The sequence below is a fragment of the Rhizobium sp. BK212 genome (assembly GCF_014197475.1).
GTDB classification, from domain to species: Bacteria; Pseudomonadota; Alphaproteobacteria; order Rhizobiales; family Rhizobiaceae; genus Rhizobium; species Rhizobium anhuiense.
In genome coordinates this window covers 39,466-58,669 of the sequence record NZ_JACIFS010000006.1, presented here as the reverse complement: position 1 = coordinate 58,669, position 19,204 = coordinate 39,466, and the positions used below count along the sequence as shown (strand labels likewise).

General features: G+C 61.5%; 20 protein-coding genes and 1 tRNA gene. 13 read left to right on the top strand and 8 right to left on the bottom strand.

Annotated features, from left to right (window positions below; all coding sequences use genetic code 11):
- Positions 1-33 precede the first annotated feature (33 nt).
- The 3 genes from FHT79_RS19670 to FHT79_RS19660 form a co-directional block, all read right to left on the bottom strand.
- Positions 34-124 (bottom strand) — tRNA-Ser (locus FHT79_RS19670).
- A 254-nt stretch (positions 125-378) separates the two neighbouring features.
- Positions 379-1,596 (bottom strand): FAD-dependent oxidoreductase, encoded by a 1,218-nt coding sequence (locus FHT79_RS19665; protein WP_097595014.1) that lies wholly within the window; start codon positions 1,594-1,596, stop codon positions 379-381.
- 183 nt (positions 1,597-1,779) lie between these two features.
- Complete coding sequence (locus FHT79_RS19660) at positions 1,780-2,895, bottom strand: Gfo/Idh/MocA family oxidoreductase (protein ID WP_028758254.1); 1,116 nt, start codon at positions 2,893-2,895, stop codon at positions 1,780-1,782.
- A 207-nt stretch (positions 2,896-3,102) separates the two neighbouring features.
- Between FHT79_RS19660 and FHT79_RS19655 the strand changes: the two genes are divergently transcribed.
- The 8 genes from FHT79_RS19655 (at position 3,103) to FHT79_RS19620 (ending at position 11,650) form a co-directional block, all read left to right on the top strand.
- Entirely contained in the window at positions 3,103-3,978 is an 876-nt protein-coding gene (locus tag FHT79_RS19655) for a MurR/RpiR family transcriptional regulator (RefSeq protein ID WP_028758255.1), read from the top strand.
- Between the two features lie 92 nt (positions 3,979-4,070).
- Positions 4,071-6,005: a 5-dehydro-2-deoxygluconokinase gene (gene iolC, locus FHT79_RS19650; protein WP_028758256.1), complete on the top strand. Its 1,935-nt coding sequence runs from the start codon at positions 4,071-4,073 to the stop codon at positions 6,003-6,005.
- Positions 6,006-6,199: 194 nt separating this feature from the next.
- Positions 6,200-8,050 (top strand): 3D-(3,5/4)-trihydroxycyclohexane-1,2-dione acylhydrolase (decyclizing), encoded by a 1,851-nt coding sequence (gene iolD / locus FHT79_RS19645; RefSeq protein WP_028758257.1) that lies wholly within the window; start codon positions 6,200-6,202, stop codon positions 8,048-8,050.
- Between the two features lie 168 nt (positions 8,051-8,218).
- Complete coding sequence (gene iolE / locus FHT79_RS19640; RefSeq protein WP_028755934.1) at positions 8,219-9,136, top strand: myo-inosose-2 dehydratase; 918 nt, start codon at positions 8,219-8,221, stop codon at positions 9,134-9,136.
- 154 nt (positions 9,137-9,290) lie between these two features.
- Entirely contained in the window at positions 9,291-10,088 is a 798-nt protein-coding gene (gene iolB / locus FHT79_RS19635; protein ID WP_028755933.1) for a 5-deoxy-glucuronate isomerase, read from the top strand.
- Between the two features lie 89 nt (positions 10,089-10,177).
- A complete protein-coding gene (locus FHT79_RS19630; protein ID WP_028755932.1) occupies positions 10,178-10,387 on the top strand; it encodes a DUF1127 domain-containing protein in 210 nt (69 codons plus the stop codon).
- A gap of 163 nt (positions 10,388-10,550) precedes the next feature.
- A complete protein-coding gene (locus FHT79_RS19625) occupies positions 10,551-11,387 on the top strand; it encodes a helix-turn-helix domain-containing protein (protein ID WP_028755931.1) in 837 nt (278 codons plus the stop codon).
- A 101-nt stretch (positions 11,388-11,488) separates the two neighbouring features.
- Entirely contained in the window at positions 11,489-11,650 is a 162-nt protein-coding gene (locus FHT79_RS19620; protein ID WP_165932247.1) for a hypothetical protein, read from the top strand.
- 90 nt (positions 11,651-11,740) lie between these two features.
- On the opposite strand, the gene FHT79_RS19615 is transcribed toward FHT79_RS19620, so the two are convergent.
- Both FHT79_RS19615 and FHT79_RS19610 read right to left on the bottom strand, forming a co-directional pair.
- A complete protein-coding gene (locus tag FHT79_RS19615; protein WP_028755930.1) occupies positions 11,741-13,108 on the bottom strand; it encodes an MATE family efflux transporter in 1,368 nt (455 codons plus the stop codon).
- Positions 13,109-13,190: 82 nt separating this feature from the next.
- Positions 13,191-13,628 carry a glyoxalase superfamily protein gene (locus FHT79_RS19610; RefSeq protein ID WP_028755929.1) on the bottom strand — a complete coding sequence of 146 codons (438 nt, stop codon included), beginning with the start codon at positions 13,626-13,628 and terminating at the stop codon, positions 13,191-13,193.
- A 354-nt stretch (positions 13,629-13,982) separates the two neighbouring features.
- Between FHT79_RS19610 and FHT79_RS19605 the strand changes: the two genes are divergently transcribed.
- Positions 13,983-14,315: a hypothetical protein gene (locus FHT79_RS19605; RefSeq protein ID WP_028755928.1), complete on the top strand. Its 333-nt coding sequence runs from the start codon at positions 13,983-13,985 to the stop codon at positions 14,313-14,315.
- On the opposite strand, the gene FHT79_RS32200 is transcribed toward FHT79_RS19605, so the two are convergent.
- A complete protein-coding gene (locus tag FHT79_RS32200; protein ID WP_097595012.1) occupies positions 14,266-14,517 on the bottom strand; it encodes a hypothetical protein in 252 nt (83 codons plus the stop codon). The genes FHT79_RS19605 and FHT79_RS32200 overlap by 50 nt on opposite strands.
- Before the next feature lie 91 nt (positions 14,518-14,608).
- Here FHT79_RS32200 and FHT79_RS19600 point away from each other — a divergent pair, with 91 nt between their 5' ends.
- Positions 14,609-15,475: a LysR family transcriptional regulator gene (locus FHT79_RS19600; protein WP_028755927.1), complete on the top strand. Its 867-nt coding sequence runs from the start codon at positions 14,609-14,611 to the stop codon at positions 15,473-15,475.
- A 53-nt stretch (positions 15,476-15,528) separates the two neighbouring features.
- Here FHT79_RS19600 and FHT79_RS19595 read toward each other — a convergent pair whose 3' ends face one another.
- The gene (locus tag FHT79_RS19595; protein WP_028755926.1) at positions 15,529-15,975 is read right to left on the bottom strand and encodes a host attachment family protein; all 447 of its coding nucleotides are present in this window, start codon (positions 15,973-15,975) and stop codon (positions 15,529-15,531) included.
- Positions 15,976-16,137: 162 nt separating this feature from the next.
- On the opposite strand from FHT79_RS19595, the gene FHT79_RS19590 reads away from it, so the two are divergent.
- The 3 genes from FHT79_RS19590 (at position 16,138) to FHT79_RS19580 (ending at position 18,383) form a co-directional block, all read left to right on the top strand.
- Complete coding sequence (locus tag FHT79_RS19590) at positions 16,138-16,539, top strand: DUF2177 family protein (protein ID WP_028755925.1); 402 nt, start codon at positions 16,138-16,140, stop codon at positions 16,537-16,539.
- Between the two features lie 222 nt (positions 16,540-16,761).
- Positions 16,762-17,163 carry a pilus assembly protein PilZ gene (locus FHT79_RS19585; RefSeq protein WP_028755924.1) on the top strand — a complete coding sequence of 134 codons (402 nt, stop codon included), beginning with the start codon at positions 16,762-16,764 and terminating at the stop codon, positions 17,161-17,163.
- A gap of 104 nt (positions 17,164-17,267) precedes the next feature.
- Positions 17,268-18,383: a pyridoxal phosphate-dependent aminotransferase gene (locus FHT79_RS19580; protein WP_097595011.1), complete on the top strand. Its 1,116-nt coding sequence runs from the start codon at positions 17,268-17,270 to the stop codon at positions 18,381-18,383.
- Between the two features lie 135 nt (positions 18,384-18,518).
- Here the strand turns inward: FHT79_RS19580 and FHT79_RS19575 are convergent, their stop codons facing one another.
- Positions 18,519-18,785 carry a sel1 repeat family protein gene (locus tag FHT79_RS19575; protein WP_028755922.1) on the bottom strand — a complete coding sequence of 89 codons (267 nt, stop codon included), beginning with the start codon at positions 18,783-18,785 and terminating at the stop codon, positions 18,519-18,521.
- Positions 18,786-19,204 lie beyond the last annotated feature (419 nt).

The following is a 19,204-nucleotide window of genomic DNA, read 5'->3' as shown; positions in this document are numbered from 1 at the left end:
ACTAAGAAGCGGCAGACTCTTGGAAAATCGGAATGGCGGAGAAGATGGGATTCGAACCCACGATACGCTTTTGACGTATACTCCCTTAGCAGGGGAGCGCCTTCGACCACTCGGCCACCTCTCCGGTGCGGCCTAACTATGGTGACCGGCCTGTGAATGCAAGAGTTTTTTGAATTTTCACCAGAAGAAATACAGCAGGCAGCCTTTCGGCTGGCTGCGCAAACAGAACGGCATTTCCTGCCGTGATCAGAAGAAATTAATCGCGCTTCGTTGTCTTGGCGAAAGACGCCGAGCCTTGCCGCCCGGCCTCCGGCAGGATCAGCGAATCCAGGACGGCGTTACCGCCGGCGCCAATCCCCTGCGACAACAGGTGCTGATTTAGCCGAGCAGGCTCTTGAGGTCGGCAGAGGGGTCGGCGAGAATCGATCTATCGGGATTGATCCCGGATTCCAGCAGTTTCTTTCCGGTCACATAGGCTTTCGCGTCGTTTATCGCATCGACGGCAATCAGCAGGCCATCCCTGAAGTACCAGACGGAGTGGGCGCCTTCGCGGGCGCCGGGGCGCAGCAGCGTCTCATCATAACCGAGATTGAAGCCGGCGATCTGCAGCTTGACGTCATACTGATCGGACCAGAACCATGGCTTCGGCTCATAGGGCTCGCTGCCACCGGCGATGACCGCTGCCGCCGCTTCGGCCTGGTCGACGGCGTTCTGCACCGATTCGAGCCTGATGCGGCCGCCCTGCCAGGGAAGGGCGGCGCAATCGCCGGCGGCAAAGATCGACGGATCGGAGGTGCGGGCGAATTCGTCGACGACAATGCCGTTGGCGACTTCGAGGCCGGCTTCCTTGGCGAGCTGGTCGTTCGGCGCGACGCCGATGCCGACGACGGCGAAGTCGATATCGATGACCGAACCGTCGGAAAGTGCGGCGCCGGTGACGCGGCCATCCGTGCCGATCAGATGCTTGAGCCCTGTCTTTTCCCGAATCACCACGTCATGGCTTTCATGGATCCCGCGCATGATGTCGGCGGTCTCCTTCGCCGCGACGCGCTGCAGGATACGGTCGGCCATCTCGATGACGGTCACCTCAAGGCCGCGATGGCGGGCGACGGCGGCCGCCTCGAGACCGATATAACCGCCACCGATGATGAGGACGCGGCGACCGGGACGCATCTCTTCGGCGAGCAGATCGGCATCGCGCTTGTCGCGGGCGACATAGACACCTTCGAGATCACCGCCGATTGCGGCCGGCAGCCGGCGCGGCGTCGAGCCGGTGGCCAGCGCCAGCGTGCCGTAATCGAGAACGGAGCCGTCCTGCAGGAGAACCTGCTTGGTGTCAGGCTTGATCTGCTCGGCCCAGGTCGAAAGGCGAAGGTCGACATCGTTGTCGGCATACCAGTGCTCGGCGCGGAACAGCAGACGGTCGAATGCCATTTCGCCGAGCAGGTATTTCTTCGAAAGCGGCGGGCGCTGATAGGGCGCCACGTCCTCCGCGCCGATAAGGGTGATCGGGCGCGTGTCCTTCAACGCACGCAGCTTGGCCGCCAATGCGAAACCGGCCTGTCCCGCGCCGATGATCACCAGTCTATCCGTCACGATCTCACTCCTGAAGCTGCGCCCGACACTCGCGCCGAGGCTATCCCCTCCAGCGCCGCGCGTCTTCAGACGCGCAAAGGACGCTGTAGCACTTTCAATTTGCCGCATACTCTTCAAATCGATTCCGATTTAAGGATTATGCAGCGGCCTCATACGCCGTCAACGGAAAGCGGCCTCTTACATTCAGCCGATCTCGATCCAACGGCGCTCGTGGAAGGACTGTGCCATGGCATGCACCGACTTCTCTATCCTGAGACCGTCTTCGAATGTCACGATCGACGACGGCTCGCCTGAAATTGCCCGGATCAGCTCGCGGCATTCGATGATCTTCAGATCGTTGAAGCCGAGGCCATGGCCGGGCGCCGGGATGAAGCGATCATAGGGCCGATGGGCGGGCGCCGCCAGTATCTTGCGGAAGCCCTGTTCCGAGCCGCGCCCCTCGGCCTGATAGAGTTCGAATTCGTTCATGCGCTCCTGGTCGTAGACGATCGAGCCTTTCGAGCCGAAAATCTGCAGGGCGATACGGCCCTTGCGGCCCCAGGCGGCGCGATTCGCCATCAACACGGCGGAGATGCCGCCGCCAAGCCGCATCAGCACGTTGGCGCCATCGTGGTTTTCGACGGCACGGCGACCACCTTCGCTCAGCGGGCGATCGGCATAGGGTTTCACCATATCCGTTATGACGGCCTCGACATGGCCGAAGAGGTACCAAAGCAGCGATAGCGGATGCACGGCGAAATCGTCGAGGGCGCCGTAGCCGGCGGAAAGCTCGCTCTTCCAATAAAAGAAGACATCGGGATCGGCCATGAAGTCCTCGTCCATCTCGACGCGGATGTGGTTGACCGTGCCGATGGCGCCCTCCCCGATCAGCGTCCTGATATGCCGCATGACGGGATTCTGGATGTAATTGTAACCAAGGGCGGCGACCTTGCCGGACCGCTTTGCGGTTTCCAGCATGCGCTCGGCATCGGCATAGGCCGGCGCCATCGGCTTTTCGCACCAGACATGCTTGCCGGCTTCGAGGGCTGCAATCGCCATCTCGGGGTGGAACTGATTGGGCGTCGTGACGGAGACGACGTCGACCTCGGGGTCGGCGATCAGCGCCCGCCAGTCCGCCGTCGCCTTCTCGAAGCCGAATTCACCGGCACGGGCCTCAGCAAGCCCGGCATTGGCTTCGGCCAGATGCACGAGACGCGGACGCTCGACATCGCCGAACACAGTCTTCACCGCATTCCACGCCAGCGCATGGCATTTGCCCATATAACCGGTGCCGATCAAACCGATGCCGAGTGGCTTCATTTCCGTCTCCTCCAGAGCTGCGCGCGGATTTTTGGAATATTTGGATCATTTTGACAAGAGACCTACGCATGGCATTTCTCGCGCCCTTCCCCGCACAACTGTCCAAAAGCCTTCAATTACAGGCGATTAAAAACAATTAGGCGTGTCGTTTGAAATCGTCTATGTTCGACAATATGGAATATTTGTTTCATCTCGTGAGCCGCAAGCATGGATAACGATCCCAAGAGGCACGCGCGTGTGCCGCGCGATTTTGAAAGCCTGCGCAGCACCATCATCGAGCGCAAGGCGAACATGCCGAAGCGGCTGGCTCAAGTCGCAGCCTTCGCGCTCGGCAATCCCGACGAAATCGCCTTCGGCACGACGGCGAGCATCGCGGCCGCCTCGGACGTCCAGCCCTCGACGCTGGTGCGCCTGGCGCATCATCTGGGGTATGGAGGCTTTTCCGACCTGCAGAGCATCTTTCGCGAAAGATTGCGCGACCGGACGCTGAGTTACGAAGAGCGGCTCGTCACGCTGGAGCAATCGAGCGGCGACGATGAGGACGCCAATCTGCTCTCCGGCTTCATTGCCGCGGCAAACCAGTCGGTCAACCGGTTGGCGGCGACAGTGCAGAGCGATACTTTCACGAAAGCGGTGAATATCCTTGCCGGCGCCGAGACGATCTATCTGATCGCCAAACGGCGCTCCTACCCGCTGACGGCGCACATGACCTACGCTTTTTCCAAGCTCAACATCCGCCACCAGATCGTCGCCTCGCCGAACGGCGTCGATCCGGAGATGGTGCAGTTTGCAACACCCAGGGATGCGGCGATCGCGGCGAGCTTCTCGCCCTATGCGGCCGACAGCCTCAGCCAGAGCCAGGAACTTGCCGACCGCGGCGTGCCCGTTATCGCGATCACCGATTCGGCTTTCTCGCCGCTTGCCGCCTGTGCCACGCACTGGTTCGAGGTGGCGGAGGCCGATTTCGCCGGCTTCCGCTCGCTTTCGGCCTCAATGGCGCTCACCATGGCACTGCCGGTTGCAATTGCCGAGCGGCGGCGCAAGCGGCAGCAGTCAAAACCTGTAAAAGGCAAAATGGAATAAACATTCCGAATTGACAAAATATCGGAACCAATGTTTCATTATTGAAAATTCGCAGGCACTGGAAGCCGCGCAAAATCTAGCGGGAGGACATCATGGTACAATCGAATCCGGGTTCGCAGCCGGAGCCGGCGCTTGATGTGATCACCATCGGCCGTTCCTCGGTCGATCTTTACGGTCAGCAGATCGGTTCACGGCTGGAGGATATCGCCTCCTTCGCCAAGTCCGTCGGTGGCTGCCCGGCCAATATCGCCATCGGCACGGCGCGGCTCGGCCTCAAATCCGGCCTCATCACCCGCGTCGGCGACGAGCAGATGGGACGCTTCATCCGCGAGCAGTCGGCGCGCGAAGGTGTCGCCACAGACGGTATCATCACCGACAAGGAGCGGCTGACGGCGCTGGTGCTGCTTGCGGTCGAGGCCGAGGGCGTCTCGCCGATGATCTTCTATCGATCGGACTGCGCCGATATGGCGCTCGATGAAGGCGATATCGACGAAAATTTCATCAGATCGTCGCGCGCCGTTCTCGTTTCCGGCACGCATTTCTCGCGGCCGAATACCGAGGCCGCGCAGCGCAAGGCGATCCGTATCGCCAAGGCGAACGGCCGCAAGGTAATCTTCGACATCGATTACCGGCCGAATCTCTGGGGACTTGCCGGCCATGCGGAAGGCTTCGAGCGCTACGTGAAATCCGACCGGGTCTCCTCGAAGATGAAGGAGACGCTGCCGGACTGCGACCTCATCGTCGGGACAGAAGAGGAAATCCTGATCGCTTCCGGCGCCGACGACGTGCTCGGTGCGCTGAAGGAGATTCGCCGCCTGTCGCCGGCAACGATCGTACTGAAGCGCGGCGCGATGGGCTGCATCGTCTATGACGGGCCGATCGCCGACGATCTCGAGGCCGGCATCGTCGGCCAGGGTTTCCCGATCGAAGTCTTCAACGTGCTCGGTGCCGGCGATGCCTTCATGTCCGGCTTCCTGCGCGGCTTCCTGCGCGACGAGCCGCTGAAGACGTGCGCCACCTGGGCCAATGCCTGCGGCGCCTTCGCCGTTTCCCGCCTGCTCTGCTCGCCGGAATATCCGACCTGGGCGGAACTCGACTTCTTCCTGACGAACGGCAGCAAACACCGGGCACTGCGCAAGGACGAGGCGATCAACCATATCCACTGGGCCTCGACCCGGCGCGGCGAAGTCCCGCTTCTGATGGCGCTGGCGATCGACCACCGCTCGCAGCTCGTCAGCGTCGCCGATGAGCTCGGCGTCGGCCATGAGAAGATCGGCGCCTTCAAGCGGCTGGCGGTCGCGGCGGCGGCGCGGGTGTCGAACGGCCGCGACGGCTACGGCATGCTGATCGACGAACGTTTCGGCCGCGACGCCTTCTTCGACGCGGCAACGAAGAATTTCTCTTGGATCGGCCGACCGGTGGAATTGCCGGGCTCGAAGCCGCTGCGCTTCGAATTCAGCCAGGATATCGGCTCGCAGCTTGTGGAATGGCCGCTCGGTCATTGCATCAAGTGCCTGTGCTTCTATCATCCCGATGATCCGGCTGACCTGAAGACGGAGCAGCAGGAGAAACTGCGCACGCTGTTCGAGGCCGCCCGCAAGGTCGGGCGCGAGTTGCTGGTGGAGATCATCGCCGGCAAGAACGGGCCGCTCACCGACGATACGATCGCGACCGCGCTGGAAGAGCTTTATGCGCTCGGCATCAAGCCGGACTGGTGGAAACTCGAGCCGCAGGCATCGAGCCAAGCCTGGAAGAAAATCGATGCGGTGATCGCCAAAAATGATCCATGGTGCCGCGGTATCGTGCTCTTGGGCCTCGAGGCGCCCGCCGACGAGCTGATCTCCTGCTTCGAGGCGACGCTGGCGGCTCCCTCCGTCAAGGGCTTCGCCGTTGGCCGGACGATCTTTGCCGATCCGGCGCGCGCCTGGCTTTCGGGCGAAATAAACGACGAGGAGGCGATCGCCGACATGGCCGGCCGCTTCCGGCAACTGACCGAAGCGTGGCTGAAGACGCGTGGGCGTCACTGAGAATTAAGACCCTCCCCAACCCCTCCCCGCAAGGGGGAGGGACTTAACTTGAGGCTCGCCTCACGCCATGAGCGAACGTTCTTTTGGACGAGATCCTGCGGCGAGAATGGTGAGAGCCCGCCAGGTTAACCCCTCCCCTTGTGGGGAGGGTTGGGGAAGGAAAAAACGTGAAAGAAAGATTGCGGGAGGACCCGATGGGCAAGACGATACGGTTGACGATGGCGCAGGCCGTCGCGCATTTCCTCAAGAAGCAGATGACGATCGTCGACGGCAAGAAGGTGCAGATCTTCGGCGGCGTCTGGGCGATCTTCGGTCACGGCAACGTCGCCGGCATCGGCGAGGCGCTCTATCAGGTGCGCGGCGAATTGACGACCTATCGCGCCCACAACGAACAGGGTATGGCGCATGCCGCGATCGCCTATGCCAAGGCGAATTTCCGCACGCGCTTCATGGCCTGCACGACCTCGATCGGCCCCGGCGCACTGAACATGGTGACGGCCGCGGGCGTCGCGCATGTCAATCGTATTCCCGTTCTCTTCCTGCCGGGCGACGTCTTTGCCAACCGTGCGCCGGATCCGGTGCTGCAGCAGATCGAGGATTTCGGCGATGGCACGGTTTCGGCCAATGATGCCTTCCGTCCGGTTTCGCGCTATTTCGACCGCATCACCCGGCCCGAGCAGATCATCACGGCGCTGAAGCGCGCCATGCAGGTCCTGACCGACCCCCTGGATTGCGGCCCGGTGACATTGTCGCTCTGCCAGGACGTTCAGGCGGAAGCCTATGATTATCCGGAAAGCCTGTTCGATGAAAAGGTCTGGACAACCCGCCGGCCGCAGCCGGATGCGGACGAGCTGGCAAATGCCATTGCGCTGATCAAGGCGTCGCGCAAGCCGGTGATCGTTGCCGGCGGCGGCGTGCTTTATTCGCAGGCGACGAAGGAGCTTGCCGCTTTTGCCGAAGCCCACGGCCTTCCCGTCGTCGTCACCCAGGCCGGCAAGTCGTCGATCAACGAGACCCATCCGCTGGCGCTCGGCTCGGTCGGCGTCACCGGCACCTCGGCGGCAAATGCGATCGCGGAAGAGACGGACCTCGTCATCGCCGTCGGCACCCGCTGCCAGGATTTCACCACCGGCTCCTGGGCGCTGTTCAAGAACGACAGCCTCAAGATGGTCGGCCTCAATATCGCCGCCTATGACGCGGTGAAGCACGATAGCCATCCGCTGGTGGCCGATGCCCGCGAAGGGCTGAAGGCGCTTTCGGCAGGGCTTTCCGGCTGGAAGGCGCCGGCAGCACTCGCGGAGAAGGCGGCCGCGGAGAAGAAGGTCTGGATGGAGGCTGCGGCCAGGGCGATGGCCACGAGCAATGCCGCCCTGCCCTCCGATGCGCAGGTGATCGGCGCGGTGGCACGCACGATCGGCGGCGAGAATACGACGGTTCTTTGCGCTGCAGGCGGCCTTCCCGGCGAATTGCACAAGCTCTGGCCGGCGACCGCGCCTGGCAGCTATCATATGGAATACGGCTTCTCCTGCATGGGCTATGAGATTGCCGGCGGTCTCGGCGCCAAGATGGCGCATCCCGAACGGGATGTCGTCGTCATGGTCGGCGACGGCTCCTACATGATGATGAATTCCGAGATCGCGACGTCGGTCATGCTCGGCCTCAAGCTCAACATCGTCGTGCTCGACAATCGCGGTTACGGCTGCATCAACCGTTTGCAGATGGGCACCGGCGGCGCCAACTTCAACAATCTGCTGAAGGACTCCTATCACGAGGTGATGCCGGAGATCGATTTCCGCGCGCATGCCGAAAGCATGGGCGCCATCGCCGTCAAGGTCGGCTCCATCGCGGAACTCGAGCAGGCGATCATCGATTCGAAGAAGAACGACCGCACCTCGGTCTTCCTCATCGACACCGATCCGCTCATTACCACCGAAGCCGGCGGCCATTGGTGGGATGTCGTGGTGCCTGAGGTCAGTCCTCGCGAACAGGTCAACGAAGCGCGCAAGGGCTATGTCGAAGCACGCGCCGCCCAACGCATCGGCTGACCGACTGCATAATTCCTTCAATCGGCATCGATTTAAGGACAAAATTATGCAGCAATTCGAGGTGCTACAGCGTCCTTTGCGCGTCTGGAAAGGCGCGCGGCGCTGTCGTGCCACCATTTTTCGGAGGAGCGTCCCGGCTCTTCCGCAATGCTTTTAAGGAGAATGTTGATGAAGGCCAAACTCGGCATGTCGCCCATCGCGTGGTGGAACGACGATCTTCCTGAGCTCAGCGACGATGTGTCCCTCGAGGAATGCCTGCGGCAATCGCGCAGCGCCGGTTTCACCGGCATGGAACAAGGTCGCCGCTTCCCCAGCAATCCGGAAGAGATGCTTCCCATCCTGCGCGCCGCCGACGTGACGCTGTGCGGCGGCTGGTTTTCCGGCACGCTTGTCAATGAGGAGCTTGCTGCCAACAAGGACCGCATCGCGCCGATGATTGCGCTGTTCAAGGCGGTCAATGCGCCTTGCATCGTTTATGGCGAAGTCGGCCGCTCCATCCAGGGCGATCGCTCGAAGCCGCTCGCAACCAAGCCGCGCCTCTCCGATGACGAGATGAAGGCCTATGCCCGACGCGTCACGGAATTCGGGGAATGGTGCGCCGAGCAGGGCATGCCGCTTTCCTATCATCACCACATGGCTGCCGTGGTCGAAACCGAGCCGGAACTCGACGCCTTCATGCGCTCTTCGGGTGAAGGCATTCCGCTGCTGCTCGATGCCGGGCATCTCGCCTTTGCCGGCGGCGACGTGCTGCGCGCCATCGAAAACCACCACGCCCGCATCAACCATGTTCACGTCAAGGACATCCGCAAGCCCGTGGTCGATGGGCTGGACCGCAGCCGGCAGTCCTTCCTCGATGCGGTGGCGCTCGGCGCTTTCACGGTGCCCGGCGACGGCTCGCTCGATTTCGGCGCCATCGTCCAGCGGCTGGCCGACCACGGCTATGAAGGCTGGTTCGTCGTCGAGGCCGAACAGGATCCACGCAAGGCACCGCCGCAGAAAATGGCCGAGATCGGCCATGCCGAATTGATGCGCGTCATGACGGCCGCGGGTTATACCGTGGAAACGGAAGGTTTTCCAAAGGGATAACAGAACGAAAGACCCCTCCCCTCCGGGCACCTTCTCCCCACCGGGGAGAAGGGGGAATGGAAACGGCGAGGCATGTCCCTTCTCCTCTCGGGGAGAAGGTGGCGGCAGCCGGATGAGGGAGGCCGCATCCGCCAATTTACGAGGAGAAACACCAATGCCAAACCTCAAGGTGAAACCGTCCGGCACGCATGGCCGCGTCACGCACGTCACCCCGGAAAATGCCGGCTGGACCTATGTCGGCTTCGATCTGCATCGGCTGAAGCCGGGCGAGACCGTTTCGGGAGAGACGGGCGATCGCGAAGTCTGCCTCGTCTGGGTGACCGGCAAGGGCAAGGCATCGGCCGGCACCAGGGATTTCGGCACGCTCGGCGGCCGCATGAGCCCGTTCGAAGGCGCCCCGCATGCGCTCTATATCCCGATGGAATCGACATGGTCGGTGACGGCGGAGACCGATCTGGAGCTTGCCGTCTGCTCGGCGCCCGGCGGCGGCACCTATCCGGCAAAGGCCATCCCGCCCGGCACGCATCCGCAGGTAACGCGCGGCAAGGGCACGAATGTGCGCTACGTCAACAATATCATGCCGGAAGACGACAGCTCGGCCCATTCGCTGCTGGTCGTCGAGGTGATCACGCCGGGCGGGCACACCTCCTCCTATCCGCCGCACAAGCACGACCAGGACGACCTGCCGAACGAGAGCTTCCTGGAAGAGACCTATTACCATCGCCTCAATCCGCCGCAGGGCTTCGGCTTCCAGCGCGTCTACACCGACGATCGCTCGCTCGACGAGGCAATGGCGATCGAGGACGGTGACGTGACGTTGGTGCCGAAGGGCTATCACCCCTGCGCCGCCTGCCATGGCTATGATCTCTATTATCTCAACGTCATGGCCGGACCGAAGCGGATCTGGAAGTTCCACAATGCTGCCGAACATGAGTGGCTGATGAAGGCGTGAGGGCTGTCTCAGATCGCTAAATAATCTGACAGCGCAAAATCGCCGCTGATGGTTCACTGCCTCCATCCAAACACGGATGGAGGATCACCATGCATAGCTCTAATTCCACAATCTCGGCCCGCAATATGCGGCCCGGCCTGTTCCTTGCCATAGCCACCGCAGCACACTGGCTGGCGCGCAAAATGAACGAACGGCGCAACTGCAATGCGCTGATGGAGCTGTCCGACGAGCAACTGAAGGATATCGGCCTTTCCAGGGGGCAGACCGAAAGCGACGTCCATGTCTACAGTCGCTACTGAAACTTGAGCGTGATATTGTGCCCCGCAGCGCCGCGCGTCTTTTCAGACGCGCAGAGGACGCTGCAGCATTTTGGATTGCTGCATAATTCTTTAAATCGATTCCGATTTAGGGAATTATGCAGTGGTCGCCTCGTCGGGCGGCCTGTCTGACCCGGAACATGCCATGTCGCAGTTTTCAACAGCACCGCTCCTGAAAACGAAGACGGTCACCATTCGTGACATCGTCTGCAATGGCGAATGCCGCCACAAGAGCGACGAAGAATGCGCCCATAGGACGAGCCTCGTCTATCCCTATCGCGGCGTATTCATGCGGCATGTCGGCCGCAACGACACGGTGGCCGAAGCCAATCAGGTCGTGTTCTTCAATGCCGGCCAGGGATATCGGATCAGCCACCCCATCGAGGGCGGCGATGCTTGCATCGATCTGGCGATCGACGAATCCATGCTCGAAGAACTCACGCCGAAGGATCAGGTGCAGCCCGGCCAGGCCTTTTCCTTCCGCCGTCAGCGCCGGCGGATCGATCCGCGGGCGCAGGCGCTGGTCGCGCTGCTGCGTCATGGTCTGCGCCGCAACGTCGCCGAAACGCTGGAGGCGGAGATACTGGCGCTGACGCTGGTGCGCCGCTCGCTCGGCGAGCGTACATCGCACGCAGCGGGCGCCAGCGCCGGCCGGCAGAAACTTGTCGACCGGGCCAAGCTGGTGCTCTCCTCCGATCTCGCACGACGCTGGACGCTTGCGGAAATCGCCTCGGAAGTCGGCGTGTCGCCGGTTTATCTCACCCAGGTCTTCCAGCAGGTCGAGGCCACACCGCTTTATCGCTACCAGTTGCGGCTGCGGCTTGCCCGGGCGCTCGATCTGCTCGGCCAGTATGAGGATCTGACGGCGCTCGGTCTCGATCTCGGCTTTTCCAGCCACAGCCATTTCAGCGCGTCCTTCAAGCAGTCCTTCGGGCAGACTCCGGCCGAATTCCAGCGCTCGGCGCAGCTACGGCTGAGGTAAAAGCCTCCGTAAATCGCTAAAGATTTCGACAGCGGCGATGCGGTCTTCGATGATCTTATGAGCCTGTCCCGATCTGGGGACGATAACCGGAGGATCACCAGATGAAGAAGACCACATGCGCTGCCTGCGACTGCGAACTCGGTGCGGAAACCATCACCGTCAAGCTCGGGGGCAAGACTGTCGAGGTCTGCTGCCAGGAATGCGCCGAGGCGTTGAACGAGGCGGAAGCTGCGACATCGGCCGCTTCGAGCGCCAATGAATGACGGTATCAGATAGAGCCGCCAGTGAACTGACCCCGAGGGTTGATGTTAACCTTCGGGGGTCAATTCACGAGGCGGCACGGCTTTGCCGTATCAGGCGGGCAGAAGCCCATAGCGCCAACGGCGGCGTTTGGCGTTCTGCGACAGCACCAGGACGGCAAGGATGACCATGCCTGCCTCGGCAAAGACCGGCACCATCCAGATTCCCTGCTCGCCGAAGATGAAGGGAAGCAGGAAGGTGAGCGGCAGGGTCAGCAGATAGGGCCGCGACAGGCCGAAGATCGCGGCGCGCGGCGCATCGCCGATCGATTGGAAATAGGACGACAGGATCAGCATCTGCCCAAAGAGAAAATAGGCGGCGATCGTCCAGGGCAGAATTCGCCTGACCTCGGCTGTTATGGCGGGATCGGCGACGAAGACGGCGCCAAGGCGGCCAGCCAGCAACTCGACGGTAACCTCCACCAAAGTGCAATAGACGAGTGCTGCGAGCATGGCGATCTGCAGGCTGCGGCCGACGCGAAGCCCGAGGCCGGCACCGTGATTGTTGCCGGCGATCGTCTGCAGGGCGATGCTGAGGCCAAGCAGCGGCAGATAGGTGAAGGTCATGATCCGGGTGATGATGCCGTAGGCGGCAATCGTGGCGACATGATCTGCCACGCTCCAGAGCGAGACATTGATCAGAATGGCGGCCGCGGCCAGCGATATGCCGATGAAGCCGAAGCTCATCGGCGCGCCGAAGGCGACGATGCCACGCCATTCGGCAAGTGCTGCTCCAGAGGACGGCCTGAGTGCCGTGGGCCGACGCCAGCGGTAGGCGAGCACGGCTGCAAGACAGACGAATTGCGAGGCGATGGAGCCGGCTGCCGAACCGAGCACGCCCCAATGCATCACCGCCATGAACAGCCAGTTGGCGAAGATGTTGAGCAGCGAGGCCGACAGCGTCACCAGCGTCATGAAGCCGATCTTGCCTTCGCAGCGCAATCCGTCGAGATGCAGCGACAGAAAGAAGCTGACCGGCGCACAGGCGATCATCGCGCCCATGAACAGCGTTGCGCCATCGGTTACGGCGGAATTGCCGGCAGCACCGGCACCGATGATCTGCCGGCCCACCGTCCAGTAGACCAAATTGAGGATAAGGGTAACGGCGAGCGCCAGCGCATGCGCGCCGGCAAAGACCCGACGCGCACCATCGCGATTGCCGGCACCCAGCCGGCGGGCGAGGATGCTTGCCATGCCGTTCGAGACGAGCGATTGCAGGGCGATCAGCAGCATCAGCCCCGGGAAAATCAGGCTGACGGCAGAGAGCGCGTCCGGGCCGACATAGGCACCGAGGAAATAGGCGTCGATGACGGTGAACAGGCCGTTGACGGTGGTGATCGCGACGATCGGCGCCGCCGTCTTGATGAAGACGCCCGGCAGCCAGCCGGTGAGGAAGGCATTGCCTTGGGAAAGATCGGTCATGGAGAAATCCGTGTCATATCGGCGAGTCCCGAGCCCGGCTTGTAACCATGCGGATTCGCCTCAAAAGAAAAAGAGAAGCAACTTACAGGTCGAGCACCAGATGCGGCAGACCGTTCGAGGTCTTTCTCGGCGACACGCCGTCGGCACCGATCTGCGCGTTCACGCGCCGGCGAAAGGCCGAGAAGCTCTCGAAGGTGACGACATCCACCGGCTCGTCGAAATGGATGGTGATCCTGTGGAGATCGCCGCCTGGCAGGGCCGAAAGCGCCAGAACCTCGCCGGTGAACGGCTGGTTGAGATAACGGCCGCGAATATGCGCGCCGATGAAAAGCGGCGCCTTTGGAGCGGCATTGGGCTTTGCCGCAAGGGCCGCGAGCGTGTTCCAGTCGCGCACGCCGTGCTGGCGGGCGATCATTTCCAGCGCCGCACTGTGGGTCAGCGGAGTGCCGCGATCGTTCATCGCCTGGCGCAGACGCTTGGCCTGAGCCTTCAATTCTTCGATGGCAGGATAGGTCGTCATGGAGTGAGCCTTCACAAGGCATGCTCTTCGACTGCGGATGGGAGCTCACATTGCCGCCAGTCAGCATGCACAAGGGGCCGTGACCATGATCGCGAGGGCTTCACCATGGATTTTCATCCGCGAGCGGCCGGTGCCTCGAACCGACCCTTGTATGCGGCAAGGACGCAGGCATGTCAAGAATGGCGCATACGCGCTGGGAAATGAGCAAATTTGGAGCAAACCTGCCCGAAATCGGTGCGATTTTCCCGCAGATTTCACCGACGCATTCAATTCTAACGATGTTCTTCAGCAAGTGTCAGCATTCCTAAGCTAATATCCTGTCCTATACCAGCGGAGGCTAAAAGGGCCTTTCAGATGCACCTCGACACAGAACACCCCAAGCCGGAACGTGCTTACAGGGAATTCAATCTCGACAGGCCGGGCAACATCATCTTCGTCGGCCATCATCTCAGCACCGGAACGCAGGTGCGCTGCCTGATCCGCACGATCACGCTCGCCGGCGCCCTGCTCGAAGTCAGCCCCAACCTGGAAATGCCGAGCCATTTCTTCCTCGAAATCCTCGGCATCCATGACGAGATCGGCTCGACCGTCGTCAAGCGCGAAGGCGAATTGGTGACGATCAGCTTCAACATGCTGCTCAATCCGGAATTCCTGCACCACGTGCTGCGGCTGAGTTTCGAAAGCTGAGGCCTTTGGCGATCCGCGAAGCATCGCGGCGCATCGCCTTTGTTTCGGCGCCCGGCCGTGCAGCGAGACGCGCGATGATCGGAACGACCCAGAGAAATCCGCGCCATTCCGGCCTATCAAGCGGATCGGCAAAGCGATCGCGGCGGATCCGGCGATTGCGGGTTTCGACTTCCTTAAAGAGAGTAACCCAGTTGAGATCCATTGCTTCGTCCTCCATCTATTGGCTCGTGCACTTGAGCTAAGCCTTCGCGCCCATCCGATGTAGAGGCGTGGGGGAAAGGGGGTTTTCATCCATGAAAGATGCCAGCTGGGACGACCTGCAGCTTTTCTTCCATGTCGCGACCGGCGGCGGGCTTTCGGCGGCGGCTCAGCGCACCGGGCTCAGCGCCCCGACCATCGGCCGGCGCATGCTGGCGCTCGAACGGGTGACGGGCCGCTCGCTGTTCAGCCGCGGCCCCACCGGTTATCTGCTCGCCAAGGATGGGCAGGAACTGCTCGATCGCGTCCGGCTGATGCAGGATGCCGCGCGTGCGATCTCGGACTGGCGCGGTGAGGTGCTGACACTACCGATCGTCTCGACGGCCGCCGACAGCTGGACCTTGCGCTTCATCGCCGATCATCTGGCCAGCGTCTGGACGCCGAAGGACAGCTTCCGCATGTGCTACAAAACCTCAGATGCGAGTGTCGATTTCACCTATCGGCAAGCGCATATCGCCGTTGGCCACAGCCGGCCGGAGAGCGGCAACGTCGCGATCCGCCGTTCGGTCAAGGTGGCACATGCGGCCTATCAGGCGGCAGATTATGACGAGGCCAATTGCAACTGGATCTCGCTCGGCACCGATACCGCCATCACGCCGGCCGACAAATGGACTTTCGAACAGCCGGATTACTGGATCACCAGCTGGACGAACACGCCGCATATGCTGTTTCACCTGATCCGCGGCGGTGCCGGCCGTGGCGTGCTTCCCTGTTTTATCGGCGATCACGAGCGCAGGCTCGTCCGCGCCGGGCCTGTGATCGACGAGCTGACGTATGAGATGTGGATTGTTGCGCATGATGACGAGCGGCAACGGCCGGAGGTCAGGATCGTCATCGACCGCCTGGCGGCGCTCTTTGCCGATCGTGAAGAGCTGTTTGCTGGGCGGATGCCGTTGGTATGACGCGAAAACGCGGGCCTCTCGACCCGCGTTTCCTCAGTTTACTGCGAACGGGCTCAGGCCGCGAGATGCCGCTCGATCTCGTCGACCGGCATATTGGTATAGTCCTTCGCCAATTCCGCGGAGATCGCTGCCTGCGTATCGGCGCTGAGGGCCGGCCGCAACGCGCCGAGCGCCTTCGGCGGCGCAACGAGGATGATGCGGCGGGCATCCTTTTCCTGCGCCAATTCGTCCAGCCTTTCGGCCAGTTGTTTCAGAAACTGGGCTTCGGCCTGATCCTGCCAGTTGGTCTCCTCGACGGCGCTGCCGCTGAAGCCGTTGGCGGCATGGCTGCGGCCGGGCTTATCGGCGCCAATCTCGCGATCGGGCGCGCTCGGCTGCGTCAGGGTTTCCAGCACCTTCAGGTTCATCAGTTGGGCATCGCCGGCATTCTGCATGATCAGAGCCTTGGCTCCATTGCAGACCACGACCCATGATTTCCAAGGGACTTTGACATCAGTCATCTTCAATTCCTCACTGTCGTCATTCGAAGCGCGCCATGCTTCATCGATCAAGGCAGAACGCCTGGCTATTGAAAGAGTTCGGGAAAATTGCACCGAAATCGAACGGGCAGCGATCCGGCCGGGCTTTGCTGCGTAAAAAGGGACAAGTTCGGGAGACTGACGATGAAGACATCACTGCTCGCCTATGCCGGCGCCGTTCTCACCCTTCTCGTCTGCGACGGAATCTGGCTCGGCCTCATCGCTCGCAATTTTTATCGCGACCAGCTGGGCGCGCTGATGCTGCCCTCGCCCAATCTTGCGATCGCCGCCCTGTTCTACCTGCTCTTTGCCGCGGCAGTGGTCGTGCTCGCCGTGCTGCCGGCTCTGTCGGCAGGCTCGATCGTCACCGCATTTCTCCACGGTGCCATTCTGGGACTGGCGGCCTATGGCACCTATGACATCACCAATCTTGCCACGCTTCGCAACTGGCCAGTCGTCATGAGCCTGGTCGACATGGCCTGGGGCACGGCTCTGACGGCGCTGACCGCCGCCGGCGGATATCTTGCCGTCAGATTTCTGGGTTGAAACCGGAAAACCGCGTCCCGATAATGAACATGAAGGCGTCCCGCTTGGGAACAAAGTTTGAACTCGTTAAAATTGTAATTTTATATTTGACGAATGTGCAAAACATTCATGTGACCTTGGTTGGGATCAAGACCAGTTGCTCGATCAAGCCAGCCTGAATGAGATCAAGGTCAGCTTGATTGAGATAAACCCCCAATGTGTCCTGACTGACGGAGAATGTGAATGACTATGCTCCGCGCTACACACCTTGCCACGGTCAAGTCCGCCGTCTACGACCAGCGCTGGGAAGAATTCATCGTCAAACGGCCAGCCCGCATCGTCGCCGTCCGGCCGTGCCTGACGGGCGTCTCGATGCGAAGCGCCGAGATCATCGATATATCCCAAGGCGGCGCCACCTTCATCGTCTCGACCACGGCCGGCCTGCCCAAGCATTATTATCTCAACATTCTCGGCCTCGCCTATCGCATCGGCTGCGCCGAGGTCTATCGCCACAAGGAACGCATCGGCGTCCGGTTCATCAACATCATGGACCCCGAGGTTCTGCGCCGCGTCGTGCGCACCGATTTCCTCGTCGGCAACATGGAAGCGATCGCCGCCCGACGTGCGCCGATCTTCAGGGCGTGAACCGTCCCATAACAGGCTTGTTGCAGAAATAATCTTGCTTGCGTTGGCCGTGCCCGGGCCTATTGTTTCGTCAATTGTCAATATGCTCGGGAACCCGCTTTCGCATGTCCGCCTTTTCGCGCTTCACCCCCCTTGCCAGCGCCCTGCCCTCCACAGTTCCCTTTGTCGGCCCCGAGGCGATCGAACGCCAGCGCGGACTTGCCGTTTCGGCACGCATCGGCGCCAATGAGAACGGCTTCGGCCCAGCCGCTTCCGTGTTTGCCGCGATGCGCGAAGAGGCCGGCAATATCTGGAAATACAATGATCCGGAGAATTTCGCGCTCAGGGAAGCGCTTGCCGCCCATCTCGGCGTCTCGGCCGCCAACATTGCCATCGGCAGCGGCATCGACGAATTGCTCGGCCAGATCGTCCGGCTGGTGATCGAACCGGGCGCGCCCGTCGTCACCTCGCTCGGCGCCTATCCGACCTTCAATTTCCACGTCGCCGGTTTCGGCGGCCGGCTGGTGACCGTTCCCTACGCCAACGACCGCGAGGACCTCGACGGCCTGCTCGATGCCGTCAAGCGGGAGAATGCGCCGCTCGTCTATTTCGCCAATCCCGACAATCCGATGGGAAGCTGGTGGGATGCCGAGAGCATCGTCGCTTTCGCCCGGGCGCTGCCCGAGACGACGTTGATGGTGCTCGACGAGGCCTATAGCGAGACGGGGCCGGCAGGGTCGCTGCCGTCGATCTCCTCGCTGATCGAGCTGCCGAACGTCGTTCGCACCCGCACCTTCTCCAAGGCGTACGGACTTGCCGGCGCACGCATCGGCTATGTGATCTCGACGCCAGGCACGGCGCAGGCCTTCGACAAGATCCGCAATCATTTCGGCATGAACCGGCTGGCGACGGCAGCAGCGCTGGCCGCCCTCAAGGACCAGGCCTATCTCGTCGAGGTGGTCGGGAAAATCCATGCGGCGCGGGAGCGGATCGGCGCTATCGCCCGGGCGAACGGTCTCGAGCCCCTGCCCTCGGCGACCAATTTCGTGGCGATCGACGCCGGACGCGACGGCGTTTATGCCCGCGCGATCGTCGACGGGCTGATGGAGCATGGCGTCTTCATCCGCATGCCTGGCGTGGCGCCGCTCAATCGCTGCATTCGCATCAGCGTCGGGCCGGAGGCGGATATGGCGCTCCTCGAAAACGCACTGCCGCAGGTGCTGAAAAAGATCGGCCGATAAGGGCAAGAACCGCGGCCGGTGGAGGATCCGGTCGCGGTTCCCTTCTCCCGGCGTCGGCCCCGTCCAAAGCGCCCCGCCAGCTCCCTCTTTCCAAGGTTGTTATATCGTTCCTACCGAATTGCCGGCAGGTGGGTGTCAGTGAACCGTCATCCACTCGCGGGCAGCGCGCAGCGCTGCCACGAGCTGCATCTTGTCCATGGCGGCGGCCACGTCGGCACGAAGCTCGGCGGCGCGATCGTTGCCCTTGATGGCAGCGATGTTCAGCCATTTGTGGGCGGCGACGAGATCGACTTCACAGCCGCGGCCGGTCGCATACATCAGACCCATTTCGCAGAAGACATCGGCGTTGTTGTCGCCACCCATGGTGGCCGTTTCAGCATTGTGCATTTCAAAGCGTGCCATCGGTTTTATCCCTGTTAGCCTGTTTATGACTTACCCTGTTTTACCTCCGGGCCTTGCCGTCTATCGCGGCTTGGCGGCCCTTCCGGTCCGGCGGGTTTGCCCCGCTCGTTTGATGGCTTCACTATGCCGAACGGCCTTCAAAAAACGCCTAAAATGCATGATTAATTCTAGACAAACAAAGTGCAAATGCTTGGTAAATTTGGGTTTTTGTTAAACATCAGATTCCTTGCGAATTAAGGATTTTCGCGCCAATTTTACGAAAGATTCAGATTTGAAAATAAAGGGATCGTTCATCATGAAATCAGCAGGCGATATCTTTACAAGCTCGCCGCATGGCTTTTTTCTCCGGTTTTTCACTCGATCCGCAGATCAACGATCGGGCTTATTTACCTTTACGTTCGCGTCAGTTATTTTCGCGG

Bases quoted from the DNA above. Each gene is read 5' to 3' on its own strand.
- FHT79_RS19660 (WP_028758254.1), bottom strand. From the start codon at position 2,895: ATGAAGCCACTCGGCATCGGTTTGATCGGCACCGGTTATATGGGCAAA.
- FHT79_RS19655 (WP_028758255.1), top strand. From the start codon at position 3,103: ATGGATAACGATCCCAAGAGGCACGCGCGTGTGCCGCGCGATTTTGAA.
- iolC (WP_028758256.1), top strand. From the start codon at position 4,071: ATGGTACAATCGAATCCGGGTTCGCAGCCGGAGCCGGCGCTTGATGTG.
- iolD (WP_028758257.1), top strand. From the start codon at position 6,200: ATGGGCAAGACGATACGGTTGACGATGGCGCAGGCCGTCGCGCATTTC.
- iolE (WP_028755934.1), top strand. From the start codon at position 8,219: ATGAAGGCCAAACTCGGCATGTCGCCCATCGCGTGGTGGAACGACGAT.
- iolB (WP_028755933.1), top strand. From the start codon at position 9,291: ATGCCAAACCTCAAGGTGAAACCGTCCGGCACGCATGGCCGCGTCACG.
- FHT79_RS19630 (WP_028755932.1), top strand. From the start codon at position 10,178: ATGCATAGCTCTAATTCCACAATCTCGGCCCGCAATATGCGGCCCGGC.
- FHT79_RS19625 (WP_028755931.1), top strand. From the start codon at position 10,551: ATGTCGCAGTTTTCAACAGCACCGCTCCTGAAAACGAAGACGGTCACC.
- FHT79_RS19620 (WP_165932247.1), top strand. From the start codon at position 11,489: ATGAAGAAGACCACATGCGCTGCCTGCGACTGCGAACTCGGTGCGGAA.
- FHT79_RS19615 (WP_028755930.1), bottom strand. From the start codon at position 13,108: ATGACCGATCTTTCCCAAGGCAATGCCTTCCTCACCGGCTGGCTGCCG.
- FHT79_RS19610 (WP_028755929.1), bottom strand. From the start codon at position 13,628: ATGACGACCTATCCTGCCATCGAAGAATTGAAGGCTCAGGCCAAGCGT.
- FHT79_RS19605 (WP_028755928.1), top strand. From the start codon at position 13,983: ATGCACCTCGACACAGAACACCCCAAGCCGGAACGTGCTTACAGGGAA.
- FHT79_RS32200 (WP_097595012.1), bottom strand. From the start codon at position 14,517: ATGGATCTCAACTGGGTTACTCTCTTTAAGGAAGTCGAAACCCGCAAT.
- FHT79_RS19600 (WP_028755927.1), top strand. From the start codon at position 14,609: ATGAAAGATGCCAGCTGGGACGACCTGCAGCTTTTCTTCCATGTCGCG.
- FHT79_RS19595 (WP_028755926.1), bottom strand. From the start codon at position 15,975: ATGACTGATGTCAAAGTCCCTTGGAAATCATGGGTCGTGGTCTGCAAT.
- FHT79_RS19590 (WP_028755925.1), top strand. From the start codon at position 16,138: ATGAAGACATCACTGCTCGCCTATGCCGGCGCCGTTCTCACCCTTCTC.
- FHT79_RS19585 (WP_028755924.1), top strand. From the start codon at position 16,762: ATGACTATGCTCCGCGCTACACACCTTGCCACGGTCAAGTCCGCCGTC.
- FHT79_RS19580 (WP_097595011.1), top strand. From the start codon at position 17,268: ATGTCCGCCTTTTCGCGCTTCACCCCCCTTGCCAGCGCCCTGCCCTCC.
- FHT79_RS19575 (WP_028755922.1), bottom strand. From the start codon at position 18,785: ATGGCACGCTTTGAAATGCACAATGCTGAAACGGCCACCATGGGTGGC.